Here is a 25,576-nt window from a genome sequence, read left to right on the forward strand (position 1 = left end):
AGGGCGGGGTTCACCCCGCCTTCCCGATTACGCGTATTTCGCCTGGATCTCGTCGCTGATGTTCTGCGGGACGGGATCGTAGTGGTCGAATTGCATGGTGAACTGGGCGCGGCCCGACGACATCGAACGCAGCGTGTTGATGTAGCCGAACATGTTGGCCAGCGGCACCATCGCATCGATGGCGATGGCGTTGCCACGGTTCTCCTGGCCCGACACCTGACCCCGACGCGATGTCAGGTCACCGATGATACCACCGGTATATTCTTCAGGCGTGATGACCTCGACCTTCATGATCGGTTCCAGCAGCTTGGCGCCAGCTTTCTTCATGCCTTCGCGCATGCCCATGCGGGCCGCGATTTCAAAGGCCAGAACGCTGGAGTCAACGTCGTGGAATTTACCGTCGATCAGGGCCACCTTGAAGTCGATGACGGGGAAGCCTGCCAGCGGACCGCTGTCCATGACAGAGTTGATGCCTTTTTCAACACCCGGGATGTATTCCTTGGGCACGGCACCGCCAACGATGCGGCTCTCGAACGAGTAGCCTTCGCCCGGCTCTGTCGGGGTGATGATCATCTTCACCTCGGCAAACTGACCGGAACCACCCGACTGTTTCTTGTGGGTGTAGGTATGTTCGACCTCGTGACCGATGGTCTCGCGGTAGGCCACCTGTGGGGCACCGATATTCGCCTCAACCTTGAATTCGCGCTTCAGACGATCAACGAGGATGTCGAGGTGAAGTTCGCCCATACCTTTCATGATGGTCTGACCGCTTTCGAGGTCAGTTTCCACACGGAAGGACGGATCTTCGGCAGCCAGACGGGCCAGACCCTGAGACATCTTCTCTTGGTCACCCTTGGTCTTGGGCTCAACCGCGATCTCGATCACCGGATCGGGGAAGTTCATCGTTTCCAGAATGACGGGATCATTCTTGTCGCACAGCGTGTCACCGGTTGTGGTGTTCTTCAGACCACCCAGCGCGATGATGTCACCAGCAAAGGCTTCGGTGATCTCGTCCCGGTCGTTCGAGTGCATCATCATCATACGACCAACGCGCTCGTTATTGCCCTTGGTCGAGTTCAGCATCGAGTCGCCCTTGTTCAGGGTCCCCGAATAGACGCGGACAAAGGTCAGCGAGCCCACGAAGGGGTCGTTCATGATTTTGAACGCGAGGCCCGAGAACGCCATATCATCGTCCGCACGACGGGCAATGTTACGCTCTTCAGTTTCGTCACCGGGTTTGAAGCCCATGTAATCAACAACGTCCAGCGGGCTAGGCAGATAGTCGATCACAGCGTTCAGCAGTGGCTGCACACCTTTGTTCTTGAACGCCGAGCCACCCAGCACAGGAACAAAGTCCAGCGCCAGTGTTCCCTTGCGCAGCAACGCACGCAGAGTTGGAACATCGGGTTCATTGCCTTCAAGGTAGGCTTCCATCGCGTCGTCGTCTTGCTCGACGGCGGCTTCGATCATCTTCTCGCGCCATTCGGCAGCCATGTCGGCCAGATCAGCGCGGATGGGCGCTTTGATCCAGGACGCACCCAGGTCTTCGCCCTGCCACAGCCACTCTTCCATGGTCACGAGGTCGATCAGACCTTCCAGCTCGGTCTCTGCACCGATCGGGATACCGACGGGCACGGCGCGGGCGCCGGTACGGTCTTCAATCATGTTCACGCAGTTGAAGAAGTCGGCGCCGATCTTGTCCATCTTGTTGACAAAGACCATGCGCGGCACCTTGTAGCGGTCAGCCTGACGCCACACGGTTTCGGTCTGCGGCTCAACACCGGCGTTGGCGTCCAGAACACAGACAGCTCCATCAAGAACCGCCAGCGAACGTTCAACTTCAATGGTGAAGTCCACGTGGCCAGGGGTGTCGATGATGTTCAGTCGATGCTTTTCAGTTTCGGCGGTCTGGCCGTCTTCGGTGCGCTCCCAGAACGTGGTGGTCGCAGCCGACGTGATGGTGATGCCGCGTTCCTGCTCTTGCTCCATCCAGTCCATGGTGGCCGCACCATCGTGCACCTCACCGATGTTGTGGGACTTGCCTGTGTAGTACAGGATGCGTTCCGAACATGTGGTCTTGCCAGCATCGATGTGAGCCATGATGCCGAAGTTGCGGTAGCGGTCGAGCGGATATTCGCGTGCCATGGGGCTGCTTCCTCAGGGTGTCTGGATTACCAACGGTAGTGGCTGAACGCTTTGTTGGCGTCGGCCATCTTGTGCGTGTCTTCACGCTTCTTCACGGCAGTACCGCGCGACTGTACAGCGTCGAGCAGTTCACCGGCGAGGCGTTCTTCCATCGTGTTTTCGTTGCGGCCGCGGCTGGCGGTGATCAACCAGCGGATGGCCAGCGCTTCGCGGCGCTCGGGACGAACTTCAACAGGCACCTGGTAGGTGGCACCACCGACGCGGCGCGAACGCACTTCGACGGACGGTTTGATGTTATCCAGCGCTTCGTGGAACACTTCCACGGGTGCGCGCTTGATTTTGCTCTCAACGCGATCAAGCGCGTTGTAGACAATACGCTCGGCGGTCGATTTCTTTCCGTCCAGCATCATGTTGTTCATGAATTTGGTCAGCACCTTATCACCATACTTGGCGTCGGGCAGGACTTCGCGTTTCTCGGCGGCGTGACGACGTGACATCTGCTGCTCTCCTTATTTGGGGCGCTTGGCGCCGTATTTCGAACGGCGTTGCTTACGATCTTTGACGCCCTGGGTATCCAGAACACCGCGCAGGATGTGATAACGCACACCGGGAAGGTCTTTGACACGACCGCCGCGGATCAACACAACCGAGTGCTCTTGCAGGTTGTGGCTCTCGCCGGGGATGTAGCTGATGACCTCGTAACCGTTGGTCAGGCGCACCTTGGCAACCTTCCGCATAGCCGAGTTCGGCTTCTTAGGTGTCGTTGTATATACGCGTGTGCACACGCCGCGCTTTTGAGGATTGCCCTCAAGGTGAAGCGACTTCGAGCGTTTTACTTTGGGCTGCCGCGGCTTGCGGATCAGCTGTTGGATCGTTGGCATTGCAGGTTCTTTCCCCGTCTCATCAACACATGTGTCATGCGGGTCTACCCCGCGGTTTCAATTTCATCGCTGCCGTGCGTCCACAACAGCGCAAAAACCGCAATCGCTCCGGTTTTCGGGGCGACGCGGTGGGTTTCCAGAGGATCGGGCCAATGCAGGGGCCGGATCGTGTCCACTTAAGTTTTGATTTCGGTGCCGGGGCGACCCCCTTGCCGAGATAGCGCGCGTATAGGGGGAGTCGGAAGGGGTGTCAACAGCCACACGCGGCTTGCAAGGCCCTCAATACGTAGGGCACAGTTGCCCGCAACACAGGTAAAAAACAAGAGGCGAACCCTCATGCAGATCATCGGGTTATGTCGCTTTTCCTACCCTGCCATCGGAGGTTTTCAGGTCGGTCACGAGAGCATTGAGGATCGGATGACCTACCTATGGGCCCATGAGCGTCTGGAGGAAAGGTTCCGACTGCTGGAAACTATGGCCTTGCCCTGCCTGCGTGCGCAAACTGATCAGGACTTTGACCTTCTGATCCTGATCGGCGATCAGTTTCCAAAGGAACACCGCGACCGCCTGCACGATCTGACATCCAACATGACGCAAGTGCAGATCATCGCCGAACCACCCCGTCCCAGCCGCGAGATGTCCAAGGCATTGCTGAATAATGCGCGCCGCGATCCGTCCAAGCCCTGCATTCAGTTCCGCCACGATGATGATGACGCATGCGCGGTGGACTTCATCGAAAAGTTGCGCGAGGCCGCCACAGATGCACAACCGCTGACGAAAAAACACAAGGCGGTTGGACTGGACTGGAACCAAGGTTACGTCGCCGAGGTCGGCTCACATGGTATTTCCGCGACGCAGATCCATCGCGCCTTCTATGTCTCGGCCCTGGGTATGCATATCCAGGGCAATTGCAAGATGACAATTCACAACTTCATGCATGAACGCATTCCGCAATTCATGCCCTGCGTGACATATTCGGATCCCGACATGTTTGTACGCACCCACAACGGATACAACGACAGCCGCCAGAAAAAGGTGAAGCAAGTCCCAGTCAAGCCGTTGACGACCGAGCAGGTGCAGCTGTTCCACGACCGTTTCGCAGTGGATATTGATCTGGTGCGAAACGTGTTCTCAGCCCCCTGACACACCCCGCTCGCGATAGAGAGTGAAAAGGCCGGTTGCCACAACGATGGCGGCACCGACCAGGGTAAGGGATGACGGCCAATCACCAAAAACCAACCACCCCAAAACCAGGGCCCAGACAAGGCCAGTATAACGGAAAGGCGCGATAAAGCTGATTTCACCCACCCGCATCACCTGCACGGAAAAGAAATAGCCGCCGATGATAAACACCGACGCTCCGCCGATCAGCAGGGCAAGACGCATATCGATCGGCACCCATTCCGTGGCTGTTGATGCAACGCCTGCAAAGGCGGTGACGGTCAATGCCGCGACCCACGTGACCGTCATGGAAGGAACATCGGGCGACAAACGACGTGTTGCCAGATCGCGCACCGTGACACAGAGCACCGCAATCAACGCATATGCGGACCAAAGCGAAAAGCCGTCCGCCCCGGGCCGCACGATCAGCAGCATTCCCATGAACCCCAAAAGGATGGCGGACATACGGCGCCATCCTATTGGTTCACGAAGGAACAGGGCCGCCCCCATTGCCACTGTCAGGGGCAGAACCTGCAGAATGGCTGTCACATTCGCGAGCGGCATGTTCAGCAGCGCCGTGATGAAGAAGTATGCGGCACCCACCTCAGCAAGGGATCGCACAGCAATCAGTGCCCAGTTACGGGCCCCGATGCGAAAATGAATAGCTCCCAACCACCGTGCAAGGGACGCGATCAATAGCGACGACAGTATACCCCGGATGACCAGCAGTTGCATCAGCGGCACGTGTCCATCCGTTAATTTGATCAACGTGTCATTGATCGTAAACGACGCCATGGACGCCATCATCAAGAACGCACCAATTGTATTGGGAGACATTTAGACCTGCCGGATCAGTTCGGTGACAAGCTAGTTGCACGCAAACGCAATGACCAGAGCGGGTGAAGACAGATCAATACACCTTCGCAAAGGACCTAAACTCTACCCGCAACAGGCCTTTGGCAGCGCACAAGGCCTGACGATCCGCGCCCGATGTGAACAATGCGCGCGCATCACGCAGGAGGCAGATCAACCAAAGTACAAGCGGCGTATTTTCGTGCTTGACCTCAAGTCGGCTTGAAACCCTACAGATGGACCACCGCAGCCAACGAGGTGACAATGTCCCAATCCAGCCACCTGCCCCGCTTCATCGCCGCCAGCGGCATGACCAACCTCGCCGACGGGATTGCCGTGGTGGTGTGGGCGTGGATTGCCTCGCTGCTCAGCCGCGACCCACTTTTGATTGCGCTTATGCCAATTGCGCTGCGGCTGCCTTGGTTTCTGTTTGCCCTGCCCGCCGGTGTGGTTACGGATCGTGTGGATCGCAGGCGGCTCATCTTGGGCATGGATGTCTTGCGAGCCGTGGCATTTGCAATGGCAGCGATCCTCGTTTGGGCGGCCATTCCGCTCGCTCCTGCCCCCGACAATGGCACCTCAGACCCCACCCTGTTTTATGCCCTTCTGACCTGCGCCTTGCTGGTCGGCACGGCCGAGGTGTTTCGGGACAACGCCGCTCAAACCATGCTGCCCGCCCTTGTCCCGCACGAGGAGCTCGAAAAGGCCAACGGGCGGCTCTGGAGTGTTGAGTTGGTGGGCAATTCCCTTCTTGGGCCCGCGCTTGGCGCATTCCTGATCGCTGCGGTCCTATGGGCACCGTTTTCGATGAACGCCGTCATGTTTGTACTTGCCGCGCTGCTCATCCTGACACTTCCAGGCAATTTCAGACCAACGCGCACAACACAGAGTTCGGTGCGCGCTGACTTGGTCGAGGGACTGGTATTTCTGCGCGCGGCACCCTTTTTGCAAGTGCTCGCTGTGATCACGGGTGTTTGGAACCTTTTGCACCAGATGGTCGTGATCGCGCTTGTGCTGCATGTCCAGGAGAACCTCGGGATTGGGGCGCAAGGCTATGGGTTGATCCTTGCGGCAGGCGCGGTCGGTGGTATCGCCGGTGGGCTCGTGGCCGACCGCGTGGTCAAGGCTATGGGCCAGAACAAGGCAGCTCAGTGGATGACTCTGGCTTCGGCCGTGGCCTTTGCAGTCATCCCGTTCGCGCCAAACGGCTACGCTCTGGCGCTGGTTCTGGCCCTGTTCGAATTTACCGGCCTGATCTGGAACACGGTCTCTGTGTCCTATCGCCAGCGGTTCATTCCCGATGCCTTGCTTGGACGGGTGAACAGTATCTATCGCTTGCTGGCTTGGGGCATGATGCCCCTCGGGTTACTGCTCTCTGGCCTGATCGTCACCGCTGTCGAAGGAGTATTACCACGCACATTCGCGCTCATGTCGCCTTTTGTCGCCGCCGCCGCGGGGGCCGCACTGCTTACCTTGTGCGCATGGCGACCATTGGAGCGCGGCTTTCAACCGTTACGGCAACCCAAATAGCAATGTCCGAGACCCGAAAGCCATTAGGTCAGCCTGGCGACAGACCCACGCTGGATAATCCGCGCAGGCAGCAATTGGCTTTGCAGCGGTGCGTTGGTTTCAAGGCATTCTACGATTTGAGCACCAACCGCCTCACCCATGCCAAATGCGGGCAGGTCTATAGTTGTTAGCGGGGGCACCACTTCGGCCGCCCAATCAAGGTTGTCAAACCCCATTACAGACACGTCTTGCGGGATACGCTTACCTGCATCTGCGCAAGCAAAGTAAGCGCCCAGAGCCAGCACATCTGAAAAACATAAATACGCCGAATAGCCCCCTCCGTCCGCCAGCGTGCGACCAACGCACGCCTTGCCGCCCGCCACGCTGAGCGGTGTTTCAAAGAAATCCAACGTATCGAACAGGCCATGCAATGATCTGGCACCATCGCAGCGGGCCTGTGTCCTGTCACTTTCAACCAACGGACCATGCACGATCGCCACGTTCCTGTGCCCGTGGGAATGCAAATGCTTCACAGCTTCCTTTGCAAGCCCGGCATTGTCATATCCCACCGTGGGACAGGTGCTGTCCGGATCCCAGACTGACGTATGGGCGTACGGCACCTGTCGCTTGGCCAACATGTTCAAAAGCGCTCCGGAATGCGTCTGACCGCTGAGTATGAACGCATCGGCGCCCATCCCCAGTAGTTTGCGAGCCGCCGCCAGTTCCTCGGCTTCATCTGAGTTGGAGATCGCAAGAACCAAGGAATAGCCACGTAGGCCAAGCGTCCGCTCAATGGCTGCGATGAACTTGGCAAAGACAGAATGCTCAATTGTCGGGATGATGGCCGCCACCACTTTGGATCTGCGTGTCGACAGGGCTCGGGCAGCCGGATTGGGCAAGTAATCAAGGCGAGCACAGGCATCAAGCACCCGCTTCCGGGTCTCTTCGCTGACCCTTGTACCGCCATTTACAACGCGCGAGATCGTGGCAGTCGACAGCCCCGTTTCCCGTGCCACATCCCGTATGCTTGCCCCAAGCCTGCTCACGACAATCCCTCCTCCACCCACCAGATGCCTGACCAAACCGATTCGCAAGTGTTCAAATGTAACCGGTTACACAGCGCACCAATCAATTGACGCTTGAACCAAACGGGGAAAACCACGTGTTGCGAAAAAGCGATACCTACACGCCTGTTCGTGCGCGGTATCAGGGTTTGAAAGATGCGACGACCCTGCGCCGCGACATCAGCTATGGCGAAATGGAACGCGTGCGGGTGCGGGCGGGATCGGTTGTATCGATCACAAATGTCGACGGCGGCTGCGATGTTTGGCTGACGGCACTAGCGGATACCGCGCGCGACTTCGATCTCGCCGCATTCGCGCAAGTTGGCACCGCCGACCACGCGCTGCCAGATGACGGTTTCGACACAATGCAAATGCAGTCCATCGCGCGCAGCCGCGACAGCGACTTGAGCCGCGGACGCGGCCTGCGCATCTTCTCCGCATCGGATATGGCGGGCGACACCCACATCGCAAAGGTGACCAAGGATGTGGACTTGTTCTGCATTCTACCAATGTCCGAGAACTATCTGAGCGTTGGGGGTGGTGGGCAGGTCGCCCTGTCCATCCAACCACCCGCAGGCAAGATCATCGAAGCATCGCTGCCGGACCCTATGGGCCGGATCGTGGATGAATGGCGGGTCAGCCGCGGCACGGCGCATGCGTATACCCTGAAGAAAGGACAATTCGTCCAGATCATCGACGTGGAAGGGCAGCAATGCTCGGATTTCATGGCGATGCGCAGCGACGCGCTGGACCAAGGCACCGAGCGATACATCGACAGCGCCGTTTCCCGCACAATGGCGCGCGGCGCCTACCCCTTGCCTGGCCTGCACGACAAGTTCTTTGATCAGGACATGAAACCGTTGCTGGCGGTGCGCCAGGATACCGTCGGACGACACGATACCTTTGCGCTTGCCTGCACGGCGCGTGGCTATGAAGAACGCGGATTTCCCGGCCATATCAACTGTTCCGACAACATAAGCGGAGCATTTGACCCCTACGGCATTCAATCGCGGCGCGCCTGGCCTGCGATCAACTTCTTTTTCAACTCTTGGATCAACTGGCAAGACCATCACATCGCTACGGACGAGGCATGGTCGCGCCCGGGGGACTACGTGGCCATGCAGGCACTGACCGATCTGGTCTGCGTTTCCACTGCCTGTCCCGACGATGTGGATCCCATCAACGGCTGGAACCCAACGGATATTCATGTGCGTATTTACGAAGAAGGCAGCAATATCCAACACGCGGTGTCGTGGCGATCAAACCCCGAGGACGCCGCGCAGATGACGACCCATTCCGCCTTTCACCCGCGCATTTCCAAGCTGACAAGCAGCTACCACGTCGCCCGGCATCTCTGGGTGCCCACACAATACGATGCCACGGGGTCCATCGCCGAATATTGGGCGTGCAAGGGCGCGGCGACGCTGCAGGACATGTCCGGGCTCAGGAAGTTCGACATCATCGGCCCAGATGCGGAAGAGCTGCTACAGCGCTGCATGACTCGAAACGTGGCCAAGCTGTCGGCCCATCGCGGGCTCTATGCGCTGATGTGTGATCAACGGGGCTCCGTGCTGGATGACGGGACATTGTTTCGGCTGGAAGACACCGCATTTCGCTGGTGCTGTGGGTCGGACAACTCGGGTCTGCATTTGCGCGAACAGGCAGAGGCCCACGGGCTTAATGCTCGCGTCCTGAGCCACGGCAGCAAGATGCAGAACCTTGCGCTGCAAGGACCAGGATCGTGGGACATCCTGCGCCAAATCGTCTTCACACAGCCGTCCCGACCGACGCTCGACAACCTCAAATGGTTCGGCTTTACCGTCGCACGTTTGCACGACCGGGACGGGCCCATGTTCATGCTGTGCCGCACTGGTTTCACGGGCGAGCTGGGATACGAGATTTTCTGTGACAGCGCTGACGCCGTTGCCATCTGGGATGCATTGATCAAGGCGGGCGCTCCGCATGGGCTGGTCCCCATGGGCAGCGACGCACTCGAAATGCTGCGGATCGAGGCGGGTTTGATGATCTCGGGCGCTGAATTTGGTCCCGACACCGATGCGTTCGAATCCGGGTTGGGGTTCGCCGTTGATTTGGCAAAGCCCGACTTCATTGGACGGGCCGCGCTGGAACGCAACAGCACGGCACCGCGGCGCAAACTGGTGGGGCTGCACATGGCCGGCAACGAAGCTCCAAGCCATGGTGATGGCATCTTTGTCGGCCGTGAACAGGTTGGGGTGGTCACCAGTGCCTGCAACTCCCCCGCGCTTGGCCATGCAATCGGCATGGCACGTGTCGCCATCGAAAACGCCACCGCCGGCACAGAACTGGAAGTGGGCAAACTGGACGGACATATGAAGCGCCTCGGCGCAACGCTTGTCGACCTGCCCTTCCTGGACCCGAAACGAGAGAAAGCACGCGCGTGACTGAAAACACAGAAGAAGGGGTGGTCGTCACCCGCAACGTCTGGAAAATCTTTGGCGATCGTGCCGGCGAGGCCATGGAAACCGTCCGCCGGGACAACCTGTCCAAGGCCGAAGTGCTGGAGCAGTTCGGCGCGGTTGTGGGGGTCAAGGATGTCTCCATATCGGTCGAAGAAGGCGAGATTTTCTGCATCATGGGACTGTCGGGATCGGGCAAATCCACCCTCGTGCGACACATCAACCGGCTGATCGAACCCACAGGGGGCGATATCCTGATCAACGGCGCGAATGTCGGCAAGCTGAACGCCGAAGAGCTGCGGGCCATGCGCGCCGACAAGATCGGCATGGTGTTCCAGAACATGGCATTGCTACCGCACCGCACGGTACGCGACAACGTCGCCTTCTCTCTGGAGCTGCGCAATATCGATGCCTACACACGGGCACAGGTGGCCGACCGGGTGATCGACCTCGTCAGCCTGCAAGGCTACGGCGACAGATTCCCCAACGAATTGTCGGGCGGAATGCAGCAACGCGTGGGCCTCGCCCGCGCCATGGCCGCAGACCCGGACATCCTGCTGATGGACGAACCATTTTCCGCCCTCGACCCGCTGATCCGGCGCGGCTTGCAGGACGAATTCCTTGAACTGTCGAAGACGATGAAAAAAACGACGCTCTTCATCACACACGATCTGGACGAGGCGATCCGTATGGGCAGCCGCATCGCCATCATGAAGGACGGAGAGATCGTGCAGACCGGTACACCCGAGGACATCGTGACCAACCCGGCCGACGCCTATGTGGCCGACTTTGTGGCCGGGATTTCCAAGCTCAAGCTGCTCTACGCCCACACGGTAATGGAGCCGCTCGAAGCCTACGAGGCGCGGCGCGGCGCCGTGAAACAGGCTGACGCGCCGGTGGCGCAACCCGATGACGACCTCGATAAGCTGATCGCGCTTAGCGTGGACCAGGATCATCCGATCCTGATCAAGGACGACGGCAACGTCGTGGGCGTCGTGTCCAAAGATGCAATCCTGCACGGCGTTCAGGGGGAGGCATAAGATGACCGACATCACACCCGATGAGTTCGGCGGCGCGGCGGCGGCAGCCAATGACGAAACCAAACCCTTTGCCGATTTTGCTGATAAGTCAGGCGGCTACTTCGCCCAGACGTTCCTGGCGATCCAAAAGGCCAAACTGCCCACCAGCCACATCAACTGGATGGCGGTCATCGCAGGCTTTCCGTGGGCCGCGATACGCGCGAACAAGGTGTTGTTCTGGATCGGATTCCTGATCGATCTGGTGGCTGCAGTGTACCTGATGCAGGTCTGGAAATTCTCGCGTGCCGCGGAACAGGCTGTGATCGACGGCAAGGACTTCCTTGTGGTGCGTTACGAGGATTGGACGATGTCCAGCCTGTGGGCCGCCGTGATCATCTTCATCCTCGGCCGACTTGTGTTCGGCTGGTTGGCTGACCGTATCTACTTCCGACAATACAATGTCTGGCGCGTGGACCACAACAAACCGTCAGGTTGGGACATGAAACGGCTGGTCTGGGCGGCGGTTATCGTTGCCATGATTGCCCCGCTGATGCTCTACCGTGCCTCGCAATTCCCACCCGAGGAACGCACCTGCATCAAGCAAACGCGTGCACTGGCCGAAGGAGAAGAAGTCGCGTTCAAGGACCAGTTCGACTGCCTCGTGATTGGTGAATTCCCCACGATCGTCTGGCTCAACCGGCGCGACGAGGTGACCTATCCACGCGACGATGATGGCAACCGTTTTGTCCGGCGCGAGGCTCCGCGTGAAGGCTTGCCCCCGGTCAACCTGAACAAGTACACCGCCCAACTAATCGATGACGGGATCGGCTACCTGACCGCCTTCTACGGCTTCTTCTTCGACGGGATCACCACCTTCCTTCGATCGATGCTGTCGGCCATCACGGCGGTTTTTGTCGGCACCCCGTGGATCATTGCGATGGGGGCAATTCTGGCAATCAGTTACTCCATGGCAGGGGCCCGAATAACCATATTCGTCGCCGCGTCCCTGGGGTATCTCGCCCTCTTTGGTTTCTGGCAGACGGCGATGGACACCATGAGCCTGGTGGTTGCCGCGTCGATCATCTGTGTGGTGTTCGGATTACCCTTGGGCATCTGGGTGGGCAAATCCACCAGGGGACAGGCGATCATCACACCAATCCTGGATATCATGCAGACGATCCCGTCCTTCGTGTATCTACTGCCTGCCGTCGCCTTCTTCTCGATTGGTAAACCGCCAGGCATCCTTGCCACGGTGATCTTTGCGATGCCACCCATGGTGCGCCTAACTGCGCTGGGGATCAGGCACGTGCCCGAGAACACCAAGGAAGCGGCACTCGCGTTTGGTGCAAACCCGCGGCAGTTGCTGATGAAGGTGGAACTGCCACAGGCGCTGCCCTCCATCATGGCCGGGGTGAACCAGGTCGTGATGATGGCGCTTTCCATGGTCGTGGTTGCGGCACTGATCGGCGCGGGTGGCATGGGCTTCATTGTGACCGAAGCCCTCGCAAACACCCGAACAGGTGCAGGCATTCTGGCCGGGATCGGCATCGCGCTTCTGGCGATGATGATCGACCGCGTCGTTCAGAGAGCCAACACAATGAAAAACTAACCAAGAATGAGTTCAAAAAGGGAGACACAAATGAAACTCATGACAACGCTCACCGCTGCAGGTGCACTTTCAATTGCCGCCGTCAGCGCGTCCGCGCAGGAGAAGGTGGCGATCTCGGACCTCAACTGGACCGGTGCGAAAGCCATCGCGCATGTCATCAAGACCGTGATCGAAGGGCCGCTGAACTCCGAAGCAGAAATCGTCGAGGGTCTGTCCGACCAGGCCATCATCGGTGCGGGCATGGACAAGGGCGACGGCTCGGCCGACGTCTGGACGGATATGTGGATGCCGAACCAGCAGGGTCCATGGGACAAATACATCGAAGACGCGGGCACAGTGGCGCACAACCAGCCCTATGCCGGCACCCAGCAGATGTATGTGCCTGCCTACATGTCCGATCAAATCAGCTCGTTCGAGGATCTGAAAGATCCAGCCGTGGCCGCAATGTTTGACAAAGACGGCAACGGCAAAGGCGAATACTGGGCCGGTGACGCGTCGTGGAAATCCACGAAAATCTGGCAGGTCAAGATGAAGTCCTATGGCCTGACCGAACTATGGGAACCCGAGATCATTTCGGACGCGACCTTCAAGGCTCAACTGAAATCGTCCTACGGCAACCAGAAGCCGATCCTGTTCTACTACTGGACACCAGAATGGATCCACGCCGCCTATGACATCGCGCCCTTGGCCGAACCCGAGCACAGCGAAGGCTGCATGAACCTGCAACTGGATGGCGAAGACTGGCTGGAAGTGTCCGAAGCGGGCTGCAAGACTCCGGATGCATCGATCTTCGTCAGCTACTCCAAGTCATTGGAAGAACGGAACCCGCCTGCGGCCAAGTTCCTGAGCCAGATTCAACTGGACCCTGCGGTCGTGAACGGCTGGATCCTGAAAATCGGTCGTGACGAAATGGACCCGCAGGACGTCGCCGAAGAATGGGTGGCAGAAAACATGGACATCGTGAACAGCTGGATCAACTAAGCTGCGCACTGTGAAAAAGACCCGGCGCGAGTGCACTTCGCGCCGGGTTTTTCTTTGCCCAAGGGCGGGCCAATTTGACCCCTTGCTGCGACGCAAACTATTCTTCAGACCTTGATCCAAAGTGACAGCCGAATCCAAATCTCATTCGGCCAAACACCTCTTATTCATTGCTTTGAAAAGGGTCTTTGCGTGAGCGAACAAGTGTCAAACCGTCGACCAATCCGTCATGTCGTCTTGTTTAGCAGCAAGCACCCGGACAACATCGAACCGATGATCAATGGCCTGTCAATGCTGGCCAAAATACCGACTGTCAGCCATTTCGAAGTGTCCCGGAACCGGAATGAGGACCACTACTCCAACGAAGTTGACGTTATTGTATATGCAGAATTTGAGGATGCCGCCGCGCTGGAGGCCTACCGCGCTCATCCGATCTACCAAAAATGCATCGAGGTAGTCAGACCTCTTCGAGAACTGCGCCTCGCCGCGGACTTTTGAATGACAGAGCGTGCCGCAGGCGGGTCGGTCCTGTTCGATACAGGACCGCTTCGGACAGGCTCACTGTTCCGAGAACCGATTGACATTGTCGAAGCTTGGCACCCACGGGACATCGAGGTCAGTTTTGACAAACTGGAAGCGGCGCGCAGTGAAGGAAAATGGATTGCGGGCTGCGCATCCTACGAATTGGGATACACGCTGATACCCAAAATCTCCTCCAGAACACCTGCAATCCGCAGTCAGCCGTTAATGCAATTCGGCATTTTCGACGGACCAGACACCCCCCCAAGAACAACCCCAACAGCTGAGGTCAATCTTGGGCCTTTCACGCCCGCTTGGAGTTTTGACACATATCGGCGAGCATTTGGCACTGTGCACAACTATCTTAAAAGCGGAGACATCTATCAGGCCAATCTGACGTTTCCCATGTCTGCCGTGCTTGAGGGTTGCCCCCACAGCCTCTACGAGGCGCTGAAACGCAAACAACCCGTTCCTTATGGCGCATTGGTTGATTTGGGTGGCGCAAAGCTACTGTCCCGTTCACCAGAGCTCTTTTTTTCGCTTTCACAAATGGGCGAATTGCGAACCCGCCCTATGAAGGGAACCATTCGCCGCAGCCCGATGCAGACAGAAGATGAGGATTTAAAGCACTGTCTGGCACATTCGGAAAAGGATCGGGCCGAGAACCTGATGATCACGGATCTCCTGAGGAATGACCTGAGTCGCATTTCCGAGGTCGGAAGCGTATCAGTGCCCAAGCTATTCGAAATCGAAAGTTACACAACGGTTCACCAGATGATATCAGAGGTGGTTTCTCAGATACTGCCCAACCGCAGTCTTATGGACATTTTCACGGCGCTCTTTCCCTGCGGTTCCATCACAGGCGCTCCAAAAATCCGCGCGATGGATATCCTTGCAAATGTGGAAACAACCCCGCGAGGAAGTTATTGCGGAACCATCGGGTGGATCGCACCGGACGGCACGATGGAGTTCAACGTGGCCATACGCACTCTGATCTGCGAGCCATCGGGCCAAGTCACCCTGAATGTCGGCGGCGGGATCGTTTACGACAGCACGGCCGCTGGCGAGTATCACGAAGCAAAATTGAAAGCCTTGTTTGCAAAACTCTGTGATTGACCCGATCGCTCGGGTGGGGGCTCTGCCCGTCAGACTGACAATACATTCCATGTCTCTGAACCAATGTTAATTGCAATCCGGTTCAAAAAGAAAACCCCCGCCGTTTCCAGCGGGGGTTTCGATTTTCAATTCAGAGAACCGGGTCAGTCGCGGCTGTCTTCCGAGTGGTCGATGACCGTATCGAACACATCGCCACCCACCACATCGTCGGCGCTCGGGGCCGCCAAGGCAGCGGCCGCTTCCGCTTCTTCCCGGCGGGCTTCGATGACGACGTTATCGCGATCCGATGCGATCTTGCGCACAGCTTGCGTCGCACCACCTGTCCCGGCAGGGATCAGACGGCCCACGATCACGTTCTCTTTCAGACCAACCAGCTTGTCCTTCTTGCCCTGCACAGACGCCTCGGTCAGCACGCGGGTCGTTTCCTGGAAGGACGCAGCCGAGATAAACGACCGTGTCTGCAGCGACGCCTTGGTGATGCCCAAGAGGATCGGACCACCCTGAGCCGGACGGCCGCCTTTCGACAGCGCTTTTTCGTTCGCGGCGTCGAACTCCTGCTTGTCCACGTGCTCGCCTTTCAGCAGCGTGGTGTCGCCCGAGTCCTCAATCTCCCATTTCTGGAGCATCTGACGCACGATGACCTCAATGTGCTTGTCGTTGATCTTCACGCCCTGCAGACGATAGACCTCCTGCACCTCGTTGATCATGTAGTCGGCCAAAGCCTCGACGCCCATGATGGCAAGGATGTCATGGGGGGCGGGGTTGCCGTCCATGATGTAGTCACCCTTCTGGATGAAGTCGCCCTCGGCCACCGGGATGTGCTTGCCCTTGGGCACCATGTACTCGACCTTCTCCATGGTCTCGTCACTGGGCTCAATCGCAATGCGGCGCTTGTTCTTGTAGTCCTTGCCAAAGCGCACATAACCATCGATTTCCGCGATGATCGCGTGGTCCTTGGGACGACGGGCTTCGAACAGTTCAGCCACACGTGGCAGACCACCGGTAATGTCCTTGGTCTTGGCACCTTCACGTGGAATGCGGGCCACGACGTCACCGGCGGCGACCTCCTGACCGTCTTCCACCGACAGAACCGCGTCCACGGACATGGCGTAAGTGATCGGGTTGCCCGCATCGTTGCGCACGGGTTCCCCATCTTCACCCACCAGGATGATTTCCGGTTTCAGCTCGTTGCCCTTGGGTGCGGTCCGCCAGTCGATCACGATCTTCTGGGTCATGCCGGTCGCCTCATCGGTCTCGTCGCGCACGGCAAGGCCGCTGACAAGATCGACATACTTGGCTGTACCGGCCTTTTCCGCGATGATAGGCAGCGTGTAGGGGTCCCACTCAAACAGCTTGTCGCCGCGTTTCACATCCTGACCATCGGTCACGAACAATGTCGTGCCGTAGCCCAGCTTGTGGTTCGCGCGCTCGTCGCCATTCTCGTCCTGGATCACCATCTTCATGTTCCGGCCCATGACCATAACCTGCCCTGCGGCATTGGTCAGGGTCTGGGGGTTCTCAAAGACGATCTTGCCCTCTTGGCTTGCTTCCAGGAACGACTGCTGACCACCTTGGGCAACACCGCCGATGTGGAAGGTCCGCATCGTCAACTGTGTACCAGGTTCACCGATGGATTGGGCAGCAATGATGCCAACCGCTTCGCCAGTATTCACCTTGGTCCCGCGTGCGAGGTCACGACCGTAGCACGTGGCGCAAACGCCCTCTTCTGCCTCACAGGTCAGCGGCGACCGGATGCGCATGGATTGCACGCCCATCTCTTCGATCATGTCTGACATGCGCTCGTCGATCAGAGTGCCCGCAGCAAGAATAACCTCATCGGTGCCCGGCTTGAGAACGTCATCCGCAGCCACACGGCCCAACACACGCTCGGCCAGCGATGCAACCACCTCACCGTCATTCACAGCCGCTTCGGCTGTGATGGCGTTTTCGGTGCCGCAATCGTTGTCACGCACGATGCAGTCCTGCGCCACGTCCACCAGACGACGGGTCAGGTAACCCGAGTTCGCCGTCTTCAAGGCGGTGTCCGACAGACCTTTCCGCGCGCCGTGGGTCGAGTTGAAGTATTCAAGAACGGTCAGACCTTCCTTGAAGTTCGAGATGATCGGCGTCTCGATGATGTCGCCGTTCGGCTTCGCCATCAGGCCGCGCATCCCGCCCAACTGCTTCATCTGCGTGACCGAGCCACGGGCACCGGAGTGCGCCATCATGTAGACCGAGTTCGGTTCCATTTCAGCGCCGCTCTCATCCGTCTTCTCGGCCGAGATGGAGCCCATCATGGCATCGGTGACCTTGTCGTTACATTTCGACCAGGCATCGACCACCTTGTTGTACTTCTCGCCCTGAGTGATCAGGCCATCCATGTACTGCTGTTCAAAGTCCTTCACCTGCTCACGCGTTTCGTCCACGATGGACCACTTGGTGTCGGGGATCAGCATGTCGTCCTTGCCGAACGAGATGCCCGCCTTGAACGCGTGACGGAAGCCCATGGTCATGATCTGGTCACAGAAGATGACCGACTCTTTCTGACCACAATAGCGATACACCGTGTCGATCACCTGCTGCACTTCCTTCTTCCGCAGAAGACGGTTCACCAGTGCAAACGGTGCCTTGTTGTTGAGCGGCAGAAGCGCACCCAACAGGACACGACCGGGAGTCGTTTCGAACCGTTCCATCACCTCAAGCCCTTCGGGATTGATTTGCGGAATACGAGCGGTGATCTTGGAGTGCAGGTGCACAACACCAGCGTCGAGGGCGTGTTGCACTTCCTCGATCGAACCAAAGACCATGCCTTCGCCCTTCATGCCTTCGCGTTCCAGGGTCACATAATAGAGACCCAGGATCATATCCTGCGAAGGAACAATGATCGGCGCACCGTTTGCAGGCGACAGAACGTTGTTCGTGGACATCATCAGAACGCGTGCTTCCAACTGCGCCTCAAGGCTCAGCGGGACGTGCACAGCCATCTGGTCACCGTCGAAGTCGGCGTTAAAAGCCGAACAAACGAGCGGGTGCAGCTGGATGGCTTTGCCTTCGATCAGCACGGGCTCGAACGCCTGAATGCCAAGACGGTGCAGCGTGGGCGCACGGTTCAGCATGACAGGGTGTTCGCGGATCACCTCGTCAAGGATATCCCAAACTTCGGGACGCTCTTTCTCGACCAGTTTCTTGGCTTGCTTAACCGTGGACGACAGCCCCTTCGCCTCAAGCCGCGAATAGATGAACGGCTTGAACAGTTCGAGCGCCATCTTCTTCGGAAGACCACATTGATGCAGCTTCAGTTCTGGCCCGGTCACGATGACCGAACGGCCCGAGAAGTCGACCCGCTTACCCAAAAGGTTCTGACGGAAACGACCCTGCTTACCTTTCAGCATGTCCGACAGCGATTTCAGCGGGCGCTTGTTGGCACCCGTGATGACACGGCCACGACGGCCGTTGTCGAAGAGCGCATCGACAGATTCCTGCAACATCCGCTTTTCGTTGCGCACGATAATGTCAGGCGCGCGCAGTTCGATCAGACGCTTCAGACGGTTGTTCCGGTTGATGACCCGGCGATACAGATCGTTCAGGTCGGACGTCGCGAAACGACCCCCATCCAGCGGCACCAGAGGGCGCAGTTCCGGCGGGATCACGGGGATCACGGTCAGAACCATCCACTCCGGGCGGTTGCCGGACTCGAGGAACGACTCCACCACTTTCAGACGCTTGATGATCTTCTTGGGCTTCAGCTCACCTGTCGCCTCTTTCAGATCGGCGCGCAGGGTCTCGGCCTCTTGCTCAAGGTCGATCTGGGACAGCATCTCGCGGATCGCTTCGGCACCGATATTCGCGGTGAAGGCGTCCATACCGAACGCGTCCTGCGCGTCCATGAACTCTTCTTCCGACAACATCTGGCCGTAGGACAGGTCGGTCAGACCCGGCTCGGTCACCACGTAGTTTTCGAAGTACAGCACACGCTCCAGATCGCGCAGCGTCATGTCCAGCATCAGACCAATGCGGGACGGCAGCGATTTCAGGAACCAGATATGCGCGACCGGGGCCGCCAGTTCGATGTGGCCCATGCGCTCGCGGCGGACCTTTTGCAGCGTGACTTCCACACCGCATTTCTCGCAGACAACGCCGCGATATTTCATGCGCTTGTATTTGCCGCACAGGCATTCGTAATCTTTGATCGGGCCAAAGATACGTGCACAGAACAGGCCGTCACGCTCGGGTTTGAACGTGCGGTAGTTGATGGTCTCGGGCTTCTTGATCTCGCCAAATGACCACGAGAGGATGCGTTCGGGCGACGCCAAGCTCACCTTGATCTCGTCAAAGACCTTGGGCGGCGTCAACGGGTTGAACGGGTTGTTTGTCAGTTCCTGGTTCATTTTCAAATCCTTGAAAGGGGAGCGGAGGGAAGATTGGAGCTGTAGGGCGGGGTTAACCCCGCCTTACGATTGCGCCGCTATTCATCTTCCTCCGCATCCAGGAGTTCCATGTTGAGGCCCAGACCGCGGACCTCCTTGACCAGAACGTTGAACGATTCCGGCACGCCGGCTTCGAAGTTGTCCTCGCCCTTGACGATGCTTTCATAGACCTTGGTCCGGCCTGCCACGTCATCCGACTTCACCGTCAGCATCTCTTGCAGGGTGTAGGCGGCGCCGTAAGCTTCCAGAGCCCAGACCTCCATCTCACCAAAGCGCTGACCACCGAACTGTGCCTTACCACCCAGCGGCTGCTGCGTAACAAGCGAGTACGGACCAGTCGAACGGGCGTGGATCTTGTCGTCCACAAGGTGGTGCAGCTTCAGCAGGTATTTGATGCCCACGGTCACAGGGCGGGCAAATTGCTCGCCTGTACGACCGTCGAACAGTACCGACTGACCCGACGTCGAGAAGCCCGCACGCTCCAGAGCGTCGTTCACGTCCGCCTCTTTCGCACCGTCAAAGACGGGCGTGGCGATCGGAACACCGCGTGTGACGTTGCCAGCGGCTTCGACCATCCGCTCTTCGTCCATGCCCGAGATGCCCTCTTCGTAGACATCACCACCATAGGCGAGTTGCATCGCTTCACGCACCGGCGTCAGATCACCCGAACGACGGTACTCTTGCAGCGCCTCGTCCACGTTCACACCCAGACCGCGTGCGGCCCAGCCCATGTGTGTCTCAAGGATCTGACCGACGTTCATACGCGACGGAACACCCAGCGGGTTCAGACAGAAATCAACCGGCGTACCATCCGCGAGGAACGGCATGTCCTCCATCGGCACCACTTTCGAAATCACACCCTTGTTGCCGTGACGACCGGCCATCTTGTCGCCCGGTTGCAGCTTGCGCTTCACCGCCACGAACACCTTGACCATCTTCATCACGCCCGGGGGCAGATCGTCACCACGGCGCACCTTCTCGACCTTGTCTTCAAAACGGGCATCCAGGGCACGCTTCTGCGCCTCGTATTGCTCGTTCAGGGCCTCGACCACTTGCGCCGATTGCTCGTCCTTCAGGGCAATCTGCCACCATACGGACCGTGGGAAAGCTTCCAGCAGATCCGCATCAACGTTCGAGCCTGCCTTGACGCCTTTCGGCCCCTTGGCGATCTCTTTGCCCAACAGCATGTCGCCCAGACGGGCATAGATGTTGCGGTCCAGAATGGTCAGCTCGTCGTCGCGGTCACGGGCAAGGCGTTCAACTTCCTCACGCTCGATCTGCAAGGCACGTTCGTCTTTTTCCACACCGTGGCGGTTAAAGACGCGCACCTCAACGACCGTGCCGAAATCACCGGGCTTCACACGCAGCGACGTGTCGCGCACGTCCGAGGCTTTCTCACCAAAGATGGCGCGCAGAAGCTTCTCTTCCGGCGTCATCGGGCTTTCGCCCTTCGGAGTGATCTTGCCCACCAGGATATCGCCCGGCTCAACGTCCGCACCGATATAAACGATGCCCGCTTCGTCGAGGTTGCGCAGGGCTTCCTCACCGACGTTCGGGATATCGCGGGTGATCTCTTCCGGCCCCAGCTTGGTGTCACGGGCGGCGACTTCGAATTCCTCGATGTGGATCGAGGTAAAGACGTCATCGCGCGACACACGTTCCGAGATCAGGATCGAGTCTTCGTAGTTATAGCCGTTCCACGGCATGAACGCGACAACCACGTTCTTGCCCAGCGCCAGTTCACCCATATCGGTGGACGGACCATCGGCAATCACTTCGCCCTTCTGAACCGTGTCACCCACCTTCACCAGCGGACGCTGGTTTATGCAGGTGTTCTGGTTCGAACGCTGGAACTTGCGCATGCGGTAGATGTCCACACCCGCGTCGCCCAGCTCGAGGTCATGCGTGGCACGGATCACGATCCGGGTGGCATCCACCTGGTCGATGATACCGGCACGTTTCGCCATGATGGCCGCACCAGAATCGCGCGCCACAACTTCCTCGATGCCGGTGCCAACGAGCGGCGCCTCGGCTTGCAGAAGCGGAACCGCCTGACGTTGCATGTTCGACCCCATCAGGGCGCGGTTGGCGTCGTCATTTTCAAGGAACGGGATCAACGAAGCCGCGACCGACACCAACTGCTTCGGCGACACGTCGATCAGGTCAACCTGATCCACGGGCGCCAGCGTGTAGTCACCGGATTGACGGGTGTTCACCATCTCGTTGTTGAAGCGCCCTTCGGCATCCAGCGAGGCGTTCGCCTGAGCTACGGTGTGCCGCATTTCTTCGGTCGCGGACATGTAGTGCACTTCGTCCGTCACCTGACCTTCGTTCACCACGCGGTAGGGTGTTTCGATGAAGCCGTACTTGTTCACGCGGGCGAAGGTCGCCAGCGAGTTGATCAGACCGATATTCGGCCCTTCCGGCGTTTCAATCGGACACATCCGACCATAGTGGGTCGGGTGTACGTCGCGCACCTCAAAGCCAGCGCGCTCACGGGTCAGACCACCCGGCCCAAGCGCCGACAGGCGGCGTTTGTGCGTCACTTCGGACAGCGGGTTGGTTTGGTCCATAAACTGCGACAGCTGCGACGAGCCAAAGAACTCGCGCACAGCGGCGGCTGCAGGTTTCGCGTTGATCAGGTCCTGCGGCATGACCGTGTCAATTTCCACCGACGACATGCGCTCCTTGATCGCACGCTCCATACGCAGCAGACCAACACGGTACTGGTTCTCCATCAGCTCGCCGACAGAGCGGACACGACGGTTGCCGAGGTGGTCGATATCGTCCACGTCGCCCTTGCCGTCACGCAGTTCGACCAACGCCTTGATGCAGGACACGATATCTTCGCGGCGCAGGGTGCGCTGCGTGTCTTCGGCGTCCAGGGCCAGACGCATGTTCATCTTGACCCGGCCAACGGCGCTGAGGTCATAGCGCTCGCTATCAAAGAACAGCGTGTCAAACAGGGCGCTTGCCGCATCAACGGTGGGCGGCTCGCCCGGACGCATGACGCGGTAGATGTCCATGAGCGCAGTTTCGCGGTTCATGTTCTTGTCGGTGGCCATGGTGTTGCGCATGTATGGGCCGACATTGACGTTATCGATGTCCAGAACCGGAATGTCGGTGATACCCGCATCCACCAGTTCCTTGACCGTGCCGCCGATCAGATCACCGTCCTTGTCGTATTCCAGGGTCAGCTCATCACCGGCTTCAACATAGATCGCGCCGTTTTCTTCATTGATGATGTCCTTGGCGACGAATTTTCCAACGATATGCTCATAAGGGACCATCAGCTCGGTGACGTTGCCCTCGTCCATCAATTTCTTGACGGCGCGCGGGGTGACTTTTTTGCCCGCTTCAGCAATCACTTCGCCGGTTTTGGCATCGACCAGATCATACGTGGGACGGGTACCGCGCACGCGCTCGGGGAAGAACGGTGTGACCCAGCCCTTGTTCTTCTTCAGCTTGTAGCTGACGGTGTTGTAGTAGGCGTCCATGATCGCTTCCTGGTCCAGGCCAAGAGCGTACAGGAGCGTGGTCACCGGCAATTTGCGGCGACGGTCGATCCGGGCAAACACGATGTCCTTGGCGTCGAACTCGAAGTCCAGCCAGCTGCCGCGATAGGGAATGATGCGGCAGGCGAACAGCAGTTTACCGGATGAATGGGTCTTGCCCTTGTCGTGATCAAAGAACACACCGGGCGATCGGTGCATCTGGGACACGATCACACGCTCGGTGCCGTTCACGATGAACGTCCCGTTCGGGGTCATCAGGGGCATGTCGCCCATGAACACGTCCTGTTCCTTGATGTCCTTGACGGACTTCGCGCCCGTGTCCTCGTCGATATCAAATACGATCAGACGCAAGGTAACCTTCAGCGGCGCGCTGTAGGTCATGTCGCGCTGCTGGCATTCCTCAACGTCGTATTTCGGCTTTTCCAGCTCGTACTTGACGTATTCCAACACAGAGGTTTCGTTGAAGTCCTTGATCGGAAACACCGACTGGAACACACCCATGATGCCTTCGCCGTCCATGGGCGTGGGCTCATCACCGGAATTCAGGAACAGGTCATACGAGGATTTTTGAACCTCGATGAGGTTGGGCATATCCAGCACTTCGCGGATTTTGCCATAATATTTACGAAGACGTTTCTGGCCAAGGAACGTTTGCGCCATACTTAAGTCACCTTTCAGCGTTTCTCTGGACACTGCAATGCCGTCGGGCTCCGGCACGCTGCACCCGTGAGACGATGGGTTTCAGGTCAATTCATGGCCGCCGTCCCACCGGCAGCCTCCCGACCTTGCAAACCGCATCTTGGAAAAGACTTTTCAGGAAAGCCCTTACCAAGACGGGTCGGGCCGGACGCGCGATATGCGCATCCAGCCCATGATTTTCAAGTGGGGGTGTGGAATTCGGCAAGAATTCCCGTCGCCCTTGATACACAAAGGCCCCCCGTCCCTAAAGGACTTAGGCCAGTTCGACCTCGGCGCCAGCTGCTTCCAGCTTGCCTTTGATCTCTTCGGCTTCGTCTTTGCCGCAGCCTTCCTTGATCTTGCCACCGGCTTCGACCAGGTCCTTGGCTTCTTTCAGGCCCAGACCGGTGATGCCGCGTACTTCCTTGATCACGTTGATCTTGGAAGCGCCAGCGTTTTTCAGGACGACGTCGAATTCCGACTTCTCTTCCTCAGCTGCGCCACCGGCGTCGCCTGCAGGGCCAGCCATCATCACTGCGCCGCCAGCGGCGGGCTCGATGCCGTACTCGTCCTTGAGGATGGTTTTCAGTTCTTGTGCTTCCAGCAGGGTCAGACCAACGATCTCTTCTGCCAGTTTCTTCAGATCAGCCATTTTATCAGCTCTTTCCGTTTACAGTGTGTTCCAACGCGCGTGATATCCGCACGCCAATCAGACAATGCCTTAGGCCGCCTTTTCCTCGATGGTCGAGAGAACGGAGGCGATGTTGCTTGCAGGTGCGCCAATGGCCCCGGCGATGTTCGATGCAGGTGCGCCAAGCATGCCCGCGATGGTGCTGATAAGCTCCTCGCGCGAAGGCATCTTCGACACAGCCGTCACACCGGCCCGGTCCAACGCGTTCTCACCCATGGCACCACCAAGGATCACGAACTTGTCGTTTTCCTTGGCAAAGTCCTCGGACACCTTGGCGGCTGCCACGGGGTCTTCGGAAAAGGTCAGAACGGTCATGCCCGTCAGGTAATCACCGATGCTTTCGCATGGCTTCCCATCCAGGGCGATCTTGGCGAGCCTGTTTTTTGCAACCCGAACAGAAGCTTCCGCGTCACGGGCACGTGCGCGCAGGTCCTGCATTTCGGCGACTGTCAGACCGGCGTAGTGGGCAACCACGACGACGCCAGAGCTTTCAAAGATCTGGCCGAGTTCCTCGACCACTTTCTCTTTCTGGGCTCTATCCACAGCTTTCTCCAAATTTGGGGGCCTTGATGGTCCCCGGCTCAGTTTGCACCGGATCACTCCGGCGGTTTGGTCCTCGAAATACACGGGTCCAAAGCCGCCCGAGGCTCGACAGAGCATCTGAGCCTAACGTGGCCTGTTCCCGCCTCAGGCAGGAATTATGACTGGCCTATCCCAGTCACCCACCGTCTCGGACGAAATGAGGGCTTGCCGAATCACACGGAAGCCCTCGCGAGTTGGTTAGTCGGTTTGGGCCGGAATGCCAAGGGGGTAAGGGTAGAAGAGGCGACACGGTGATCACGCCTACCGGACAAAACACCGGCCGAGACTGCAGAATTTACCCCCTACAATCAGCGAACAATTAAACTGCACGGGCCCCGAATCCGTTAACGAAACTGAAGGGCGGAAGTTATCGCAGCCACGCACAGAGACAA

General features: G+C 58.4%; 17 protein-coding genes. 8 read left to right on the forward strand and 9 right to left on the reverse strand.

What is annotated here, in order from left to right:
* Positions 1-27 precede the first annotated feature (27 nt).
* Genes fusA through rpsL form a run of 3 tightly spaced genes read right to left on the reverse strand, consistent with a single transcriptional unit; the run spans position 28 to position 3,026 of the window.
* On the reverse strand, positions 28-2,145 hold the full coding sequence (gene fusA, locus Q1A75_RS07595) for an elongation factor G (RefSeq protein WP_299592007.1): 2,118 nt from the start codon (positions 2,143-2,145) through the stop codon (positions 28-30).
* 26 nt (positions 2,146-2,171) lie between these two features.
* On the reverse strand, positions 2,172-2,642 hold the full coding sequence (gene rpsG, locus Q1A75_RS07600; RefSeq protein ID WP_189371941.1) for a 30S ribosomal protein S7: 471 nt from the start codon (positions 2,640-2,642) through the stop codon (positions 2,172-2,174).
* 12 nt (positions 2,643-2,654) lie between these two features.
* Positions 2,655-3,026, reverse strand: a complete 372-nt coding sequence (rpsL, locus tag Q1A75_RS07605; RefSeq protein ID WP_109385713.1) for a 30S ribosomal protein S12 — start codon at positions 3,024-3,026, stop codon at positions 2,655-2,657.
* Positions 3,027-3,362: 336 nt separating this feature from the next.
* Here rpsL and Q1A75_RS07610 point away from each other — a divergent pair, with 336 nt between their 5' ends.
* Positions 3,363-4,169, forward strand: a complete 807-nt coding sequence (locus Q1A75_RS07610; protein ID WP_299592004.1) for a putative rhamnosyl transferase — start codon at positions 3,363-3,365, stop codon at positions 4,167-4,169.
* Here Q1A75_RS07610 and Q1A75_RS07615 read toward each other — a convergent pair.
* Positions 4,158-5,024, reverse strand: coding sequence for a DMT family transporter (locus tag Q1A75_RS07615; RefSeq protein ID WP_299592002.1), 867 nt, complete (start codon positions 5,022-5,024; stop codon positions 4,158-4,160). The genes Q1A75_RS07610 and Q1A75_RS07615 overlap by 12 nt on opposite strands.
* Positions 5,025-5,261: 237 nt before the next feature.
* On the opposite strand from Q1A75_RS07615, the gene Q1A75_RS07620 reads away from it, so the two are divergent.
* Positions 5,262-6,569 (forward strand): MFS transporter, encoded by a 1,308-nt coding sequence (locus tag Q1A75_RS07620; protein ID WP_299639425.1) that lies wholly within the window; start codon positions 5,262-5,264, stop codon positions 6,567-6,569.
* 23 nt (positions 6,570-6,592) lie between these two features.
* On the opposite strand, the gene Q1A75_RS07625 is transcribed toward Q1A75_RS07620, so the two are convergent.
* On the reverse strand, positions 6,593-7,594 hold the full coding sequence (locus tag Q1A75_RS07625) for a LacI family DNA-binding transcriptional regulator (RefSeq protein WP_299591997.1): 1,002 nt from the start codon (positions 7,592-7,594) through the stop codon (positions 6,593-6,595).
* Between the two features lie 116 nt (positions 7,595-7,710).
* On the opposite strand from Q1A75_RS07625, the gene Q1A75_RS07630 reads away from it, so the two are divergent.
* From Q1A75_RS07630 to Q1A75_RS07655, 6 genes are all read left to right on the forward strand, one after another.
* Positions 7,711-10,035: an aminomethyltransferase family protein gene (locus Q1A75_RS07630; protein ID WP_299591995.1), complete on the forward strand. Its 2,325-nt coding sequence runs from the start codon at positions 7,711-7,713 to the stop codon at positions 10,033-10,035.
* Complete coding sequence (locus Q1A75_RS07635; protein WP_299591993.1) at positions 10,032-11,090, forward strand: betaine/proline/choline family ABC transporter ATP-binding protein; 1,059 nt, start codon at positions 10,032-10,034, stop codon at positions 11,088-11,090. Before Q1A75_RS07630 ends, Q1A75_RS07635 begins: the two co-directional genes overlap by 4 nt.
* A 1-nt stretch (position 11,091) precedes the next feature.
* Positions 11,092-12,678: an ABC transporter permease subunit gene (locus Q1A75_RS07640; protein WP_299591991.1), complete on the forward strand. Its 1,587-nt coding sequence runs from the start codon at positions 11,092-11,094 to the stop codon at positions 12,676-12,678.
* 30 nt (positions 12,679-12,708) lie between these two features.
* On the forward strand, positions 12,709-13,659 hold the full coding sequence (locus Q1A75_RS07645; RefSeq protein WP_299591989.1) for a glycine betaine ABC transporter substrate-binding protein: 951 nt from the start codon (positions 12,709-12,711) through the stop codon (positions 13,657-13,659).
* 111 nt (positions 13,660-13,770) lie between these two features.
* On the forward strand, positions 13,771-14,154 hold the full coding sequence (locus Q1A75_RS07650) for a Dabb family protein (RefSeq protein ID WP_366142185.1): 384 nt from the start codon (positions 13,771-13,773) through the stop codon (positions 14,152-14,154).
* Entirely contained in the window at positions 14,155-15,291 is a 1,137-nt protein-coding gene (locus tag Q1A75_RS07655) for an aminodeoxychorismate synthase component I (RefSeq protein ID WP_299591985.1), read from the forward strand. It abuts the gene before it with no gap.
* 143 nt (positions 15,292-15,434) lie between these two features.
* Here the strand turns inward: Q1A75_RS07655 and rpoC are convergent, their stop codons facing one another.
* From rpoC to rplJ, 4 genes are all read right to left on the reverse strand, one after another.
* Positions 15,435-19,679 carry a DNA-directed RNA polymerase subunit beta' gene (gene rpoC / locus Q1A75_RS07660; RefSeq protein WP_299591983.1) on the reverse strand — a complete coding sequence of 1,415 codons (4,245 nt, stop codon included), beginning with the start codon at positions 19,677-19,679 and terminating at the stop codon, positions 15,435-15,437.
* 77 nt (positions 19,680-19,756) lie between these two features.
* On the reverse strand, positions 19,757-23,893 hold the full coding sequence (gene rpoB / locus Q1A75_RS07665) for a DNA-directed RNA polymerase subunit beta (RefSeq protein WP_299591981.1): 4,137 nt from the start codon (positions 23,891-23,893) through the stop codon (positions 19,757-19,759).
* A 292-nt stretch (positions 23,894-24,185) separates the two neighbouring features.
* Entirely contained in the window at positions 24,186-24,563 is a 378-nt protein-coding gene (gene rplL, locus Q1A75_RS07670) for a 50S ribosomal protein L7/L12 (RefSeq protein ID WP_189371927.1), read from the reverse strand.
* Between the two features lie 69 nt (positions 24,564-24,632).
* Entirely contained in the window at positions 24,633-25,145 is a 513-nt protein-coding gene (gene rplJ / locus Q1A75_RS07675) for a 50S ribosomal protein L10 (RefSeq protein ID WP_299211411.1), read from the reverse strand.
* Positions 25,146-25,576: the final 431 nt, after the last annotated feature.

The sequence above is a fragment of the uncultured Tateyamaria sp. genome, from assembly GCF_947504105.1.
Lineage (GTDB): Bacteria > Pseudomonadota > Alphaproteobacteria > Rhodobacterales > Rhodobacteraceae > Tateyamaria.

Coding starts and splice junctions, on each gene's coding strand:
- rplL (WP_189371927.1), bottom strand. CDS start 24,563: ATGGCTGATCTGAAGAAACTGGCAGAAGAGATCGTTGGTCTGACCCTG.
- rpoC (WP_299591983.1), bottom strand. CDS start 19,679: ATGAACCAGGAACTGACAAACAACCCGTTCAACCCGTTGACGCCGCCC.
- Q1A75_RS07655 (WP_299591985.1), top strand. CDS start 14,155: ATGACAGAGCGTGCCGCAGGCGGGTCGGTCCTGTTCGATACAGGACCG.
- Q1A75_RS07610 (WP_299592004.1), top strand. CDS start 3,363: ATGCAGATCATCGGGTTATGTCGCTTTTCCTACCCTGCCATCGGAGGT.
- rpoB (WP_299591981.1), bottom strand. CDS start 23,893: ATGGCGCAAACGTTCCTTGGCCAGAAACGTCTTCGTAAATATTATGGC.
- Q1A75_RS07640 (WP_299591991.1), top strand. CDS start 11,092: ATGACCGACATCACACCCGATGAGTTCGGCGGCGCGGCGGCGGCAGCC.
- fusA (WP_299592007.1), bottom strand. CDS start 2,145: ATGGCACGCGAATATCCGCTCGACCGCTACCGCAACTTCGGCATCATG.
- Q1A75_RS07645 (WP_299591989.1), top strand. CDS start 12,709: ATGAAACTCATGACAACGCTCACCGCTGCAGGTGCACTTTCAATTGCC.
- rpsG (WP_189371941.1), bottom strand. CDS start 2,642: ATGTCACGTCGTCACGCCGCCGAGAAACGCGAAGTCCTGCCCGACGCC.
- Q1A75_RS07615 (WP_299592002.1), bottom strand. CDS start 5,024: ATGTCTCCCAATACAATTGGTGCGTTCTTGATGATGGCGTCCATGGCG.
- rpsL (WP_109385713.1), bottom strand. CDS start 3,026: ATGCCAACGATCCAACAGCTGATCCGCAAGCCGCGGCAGCCCAAAGTA.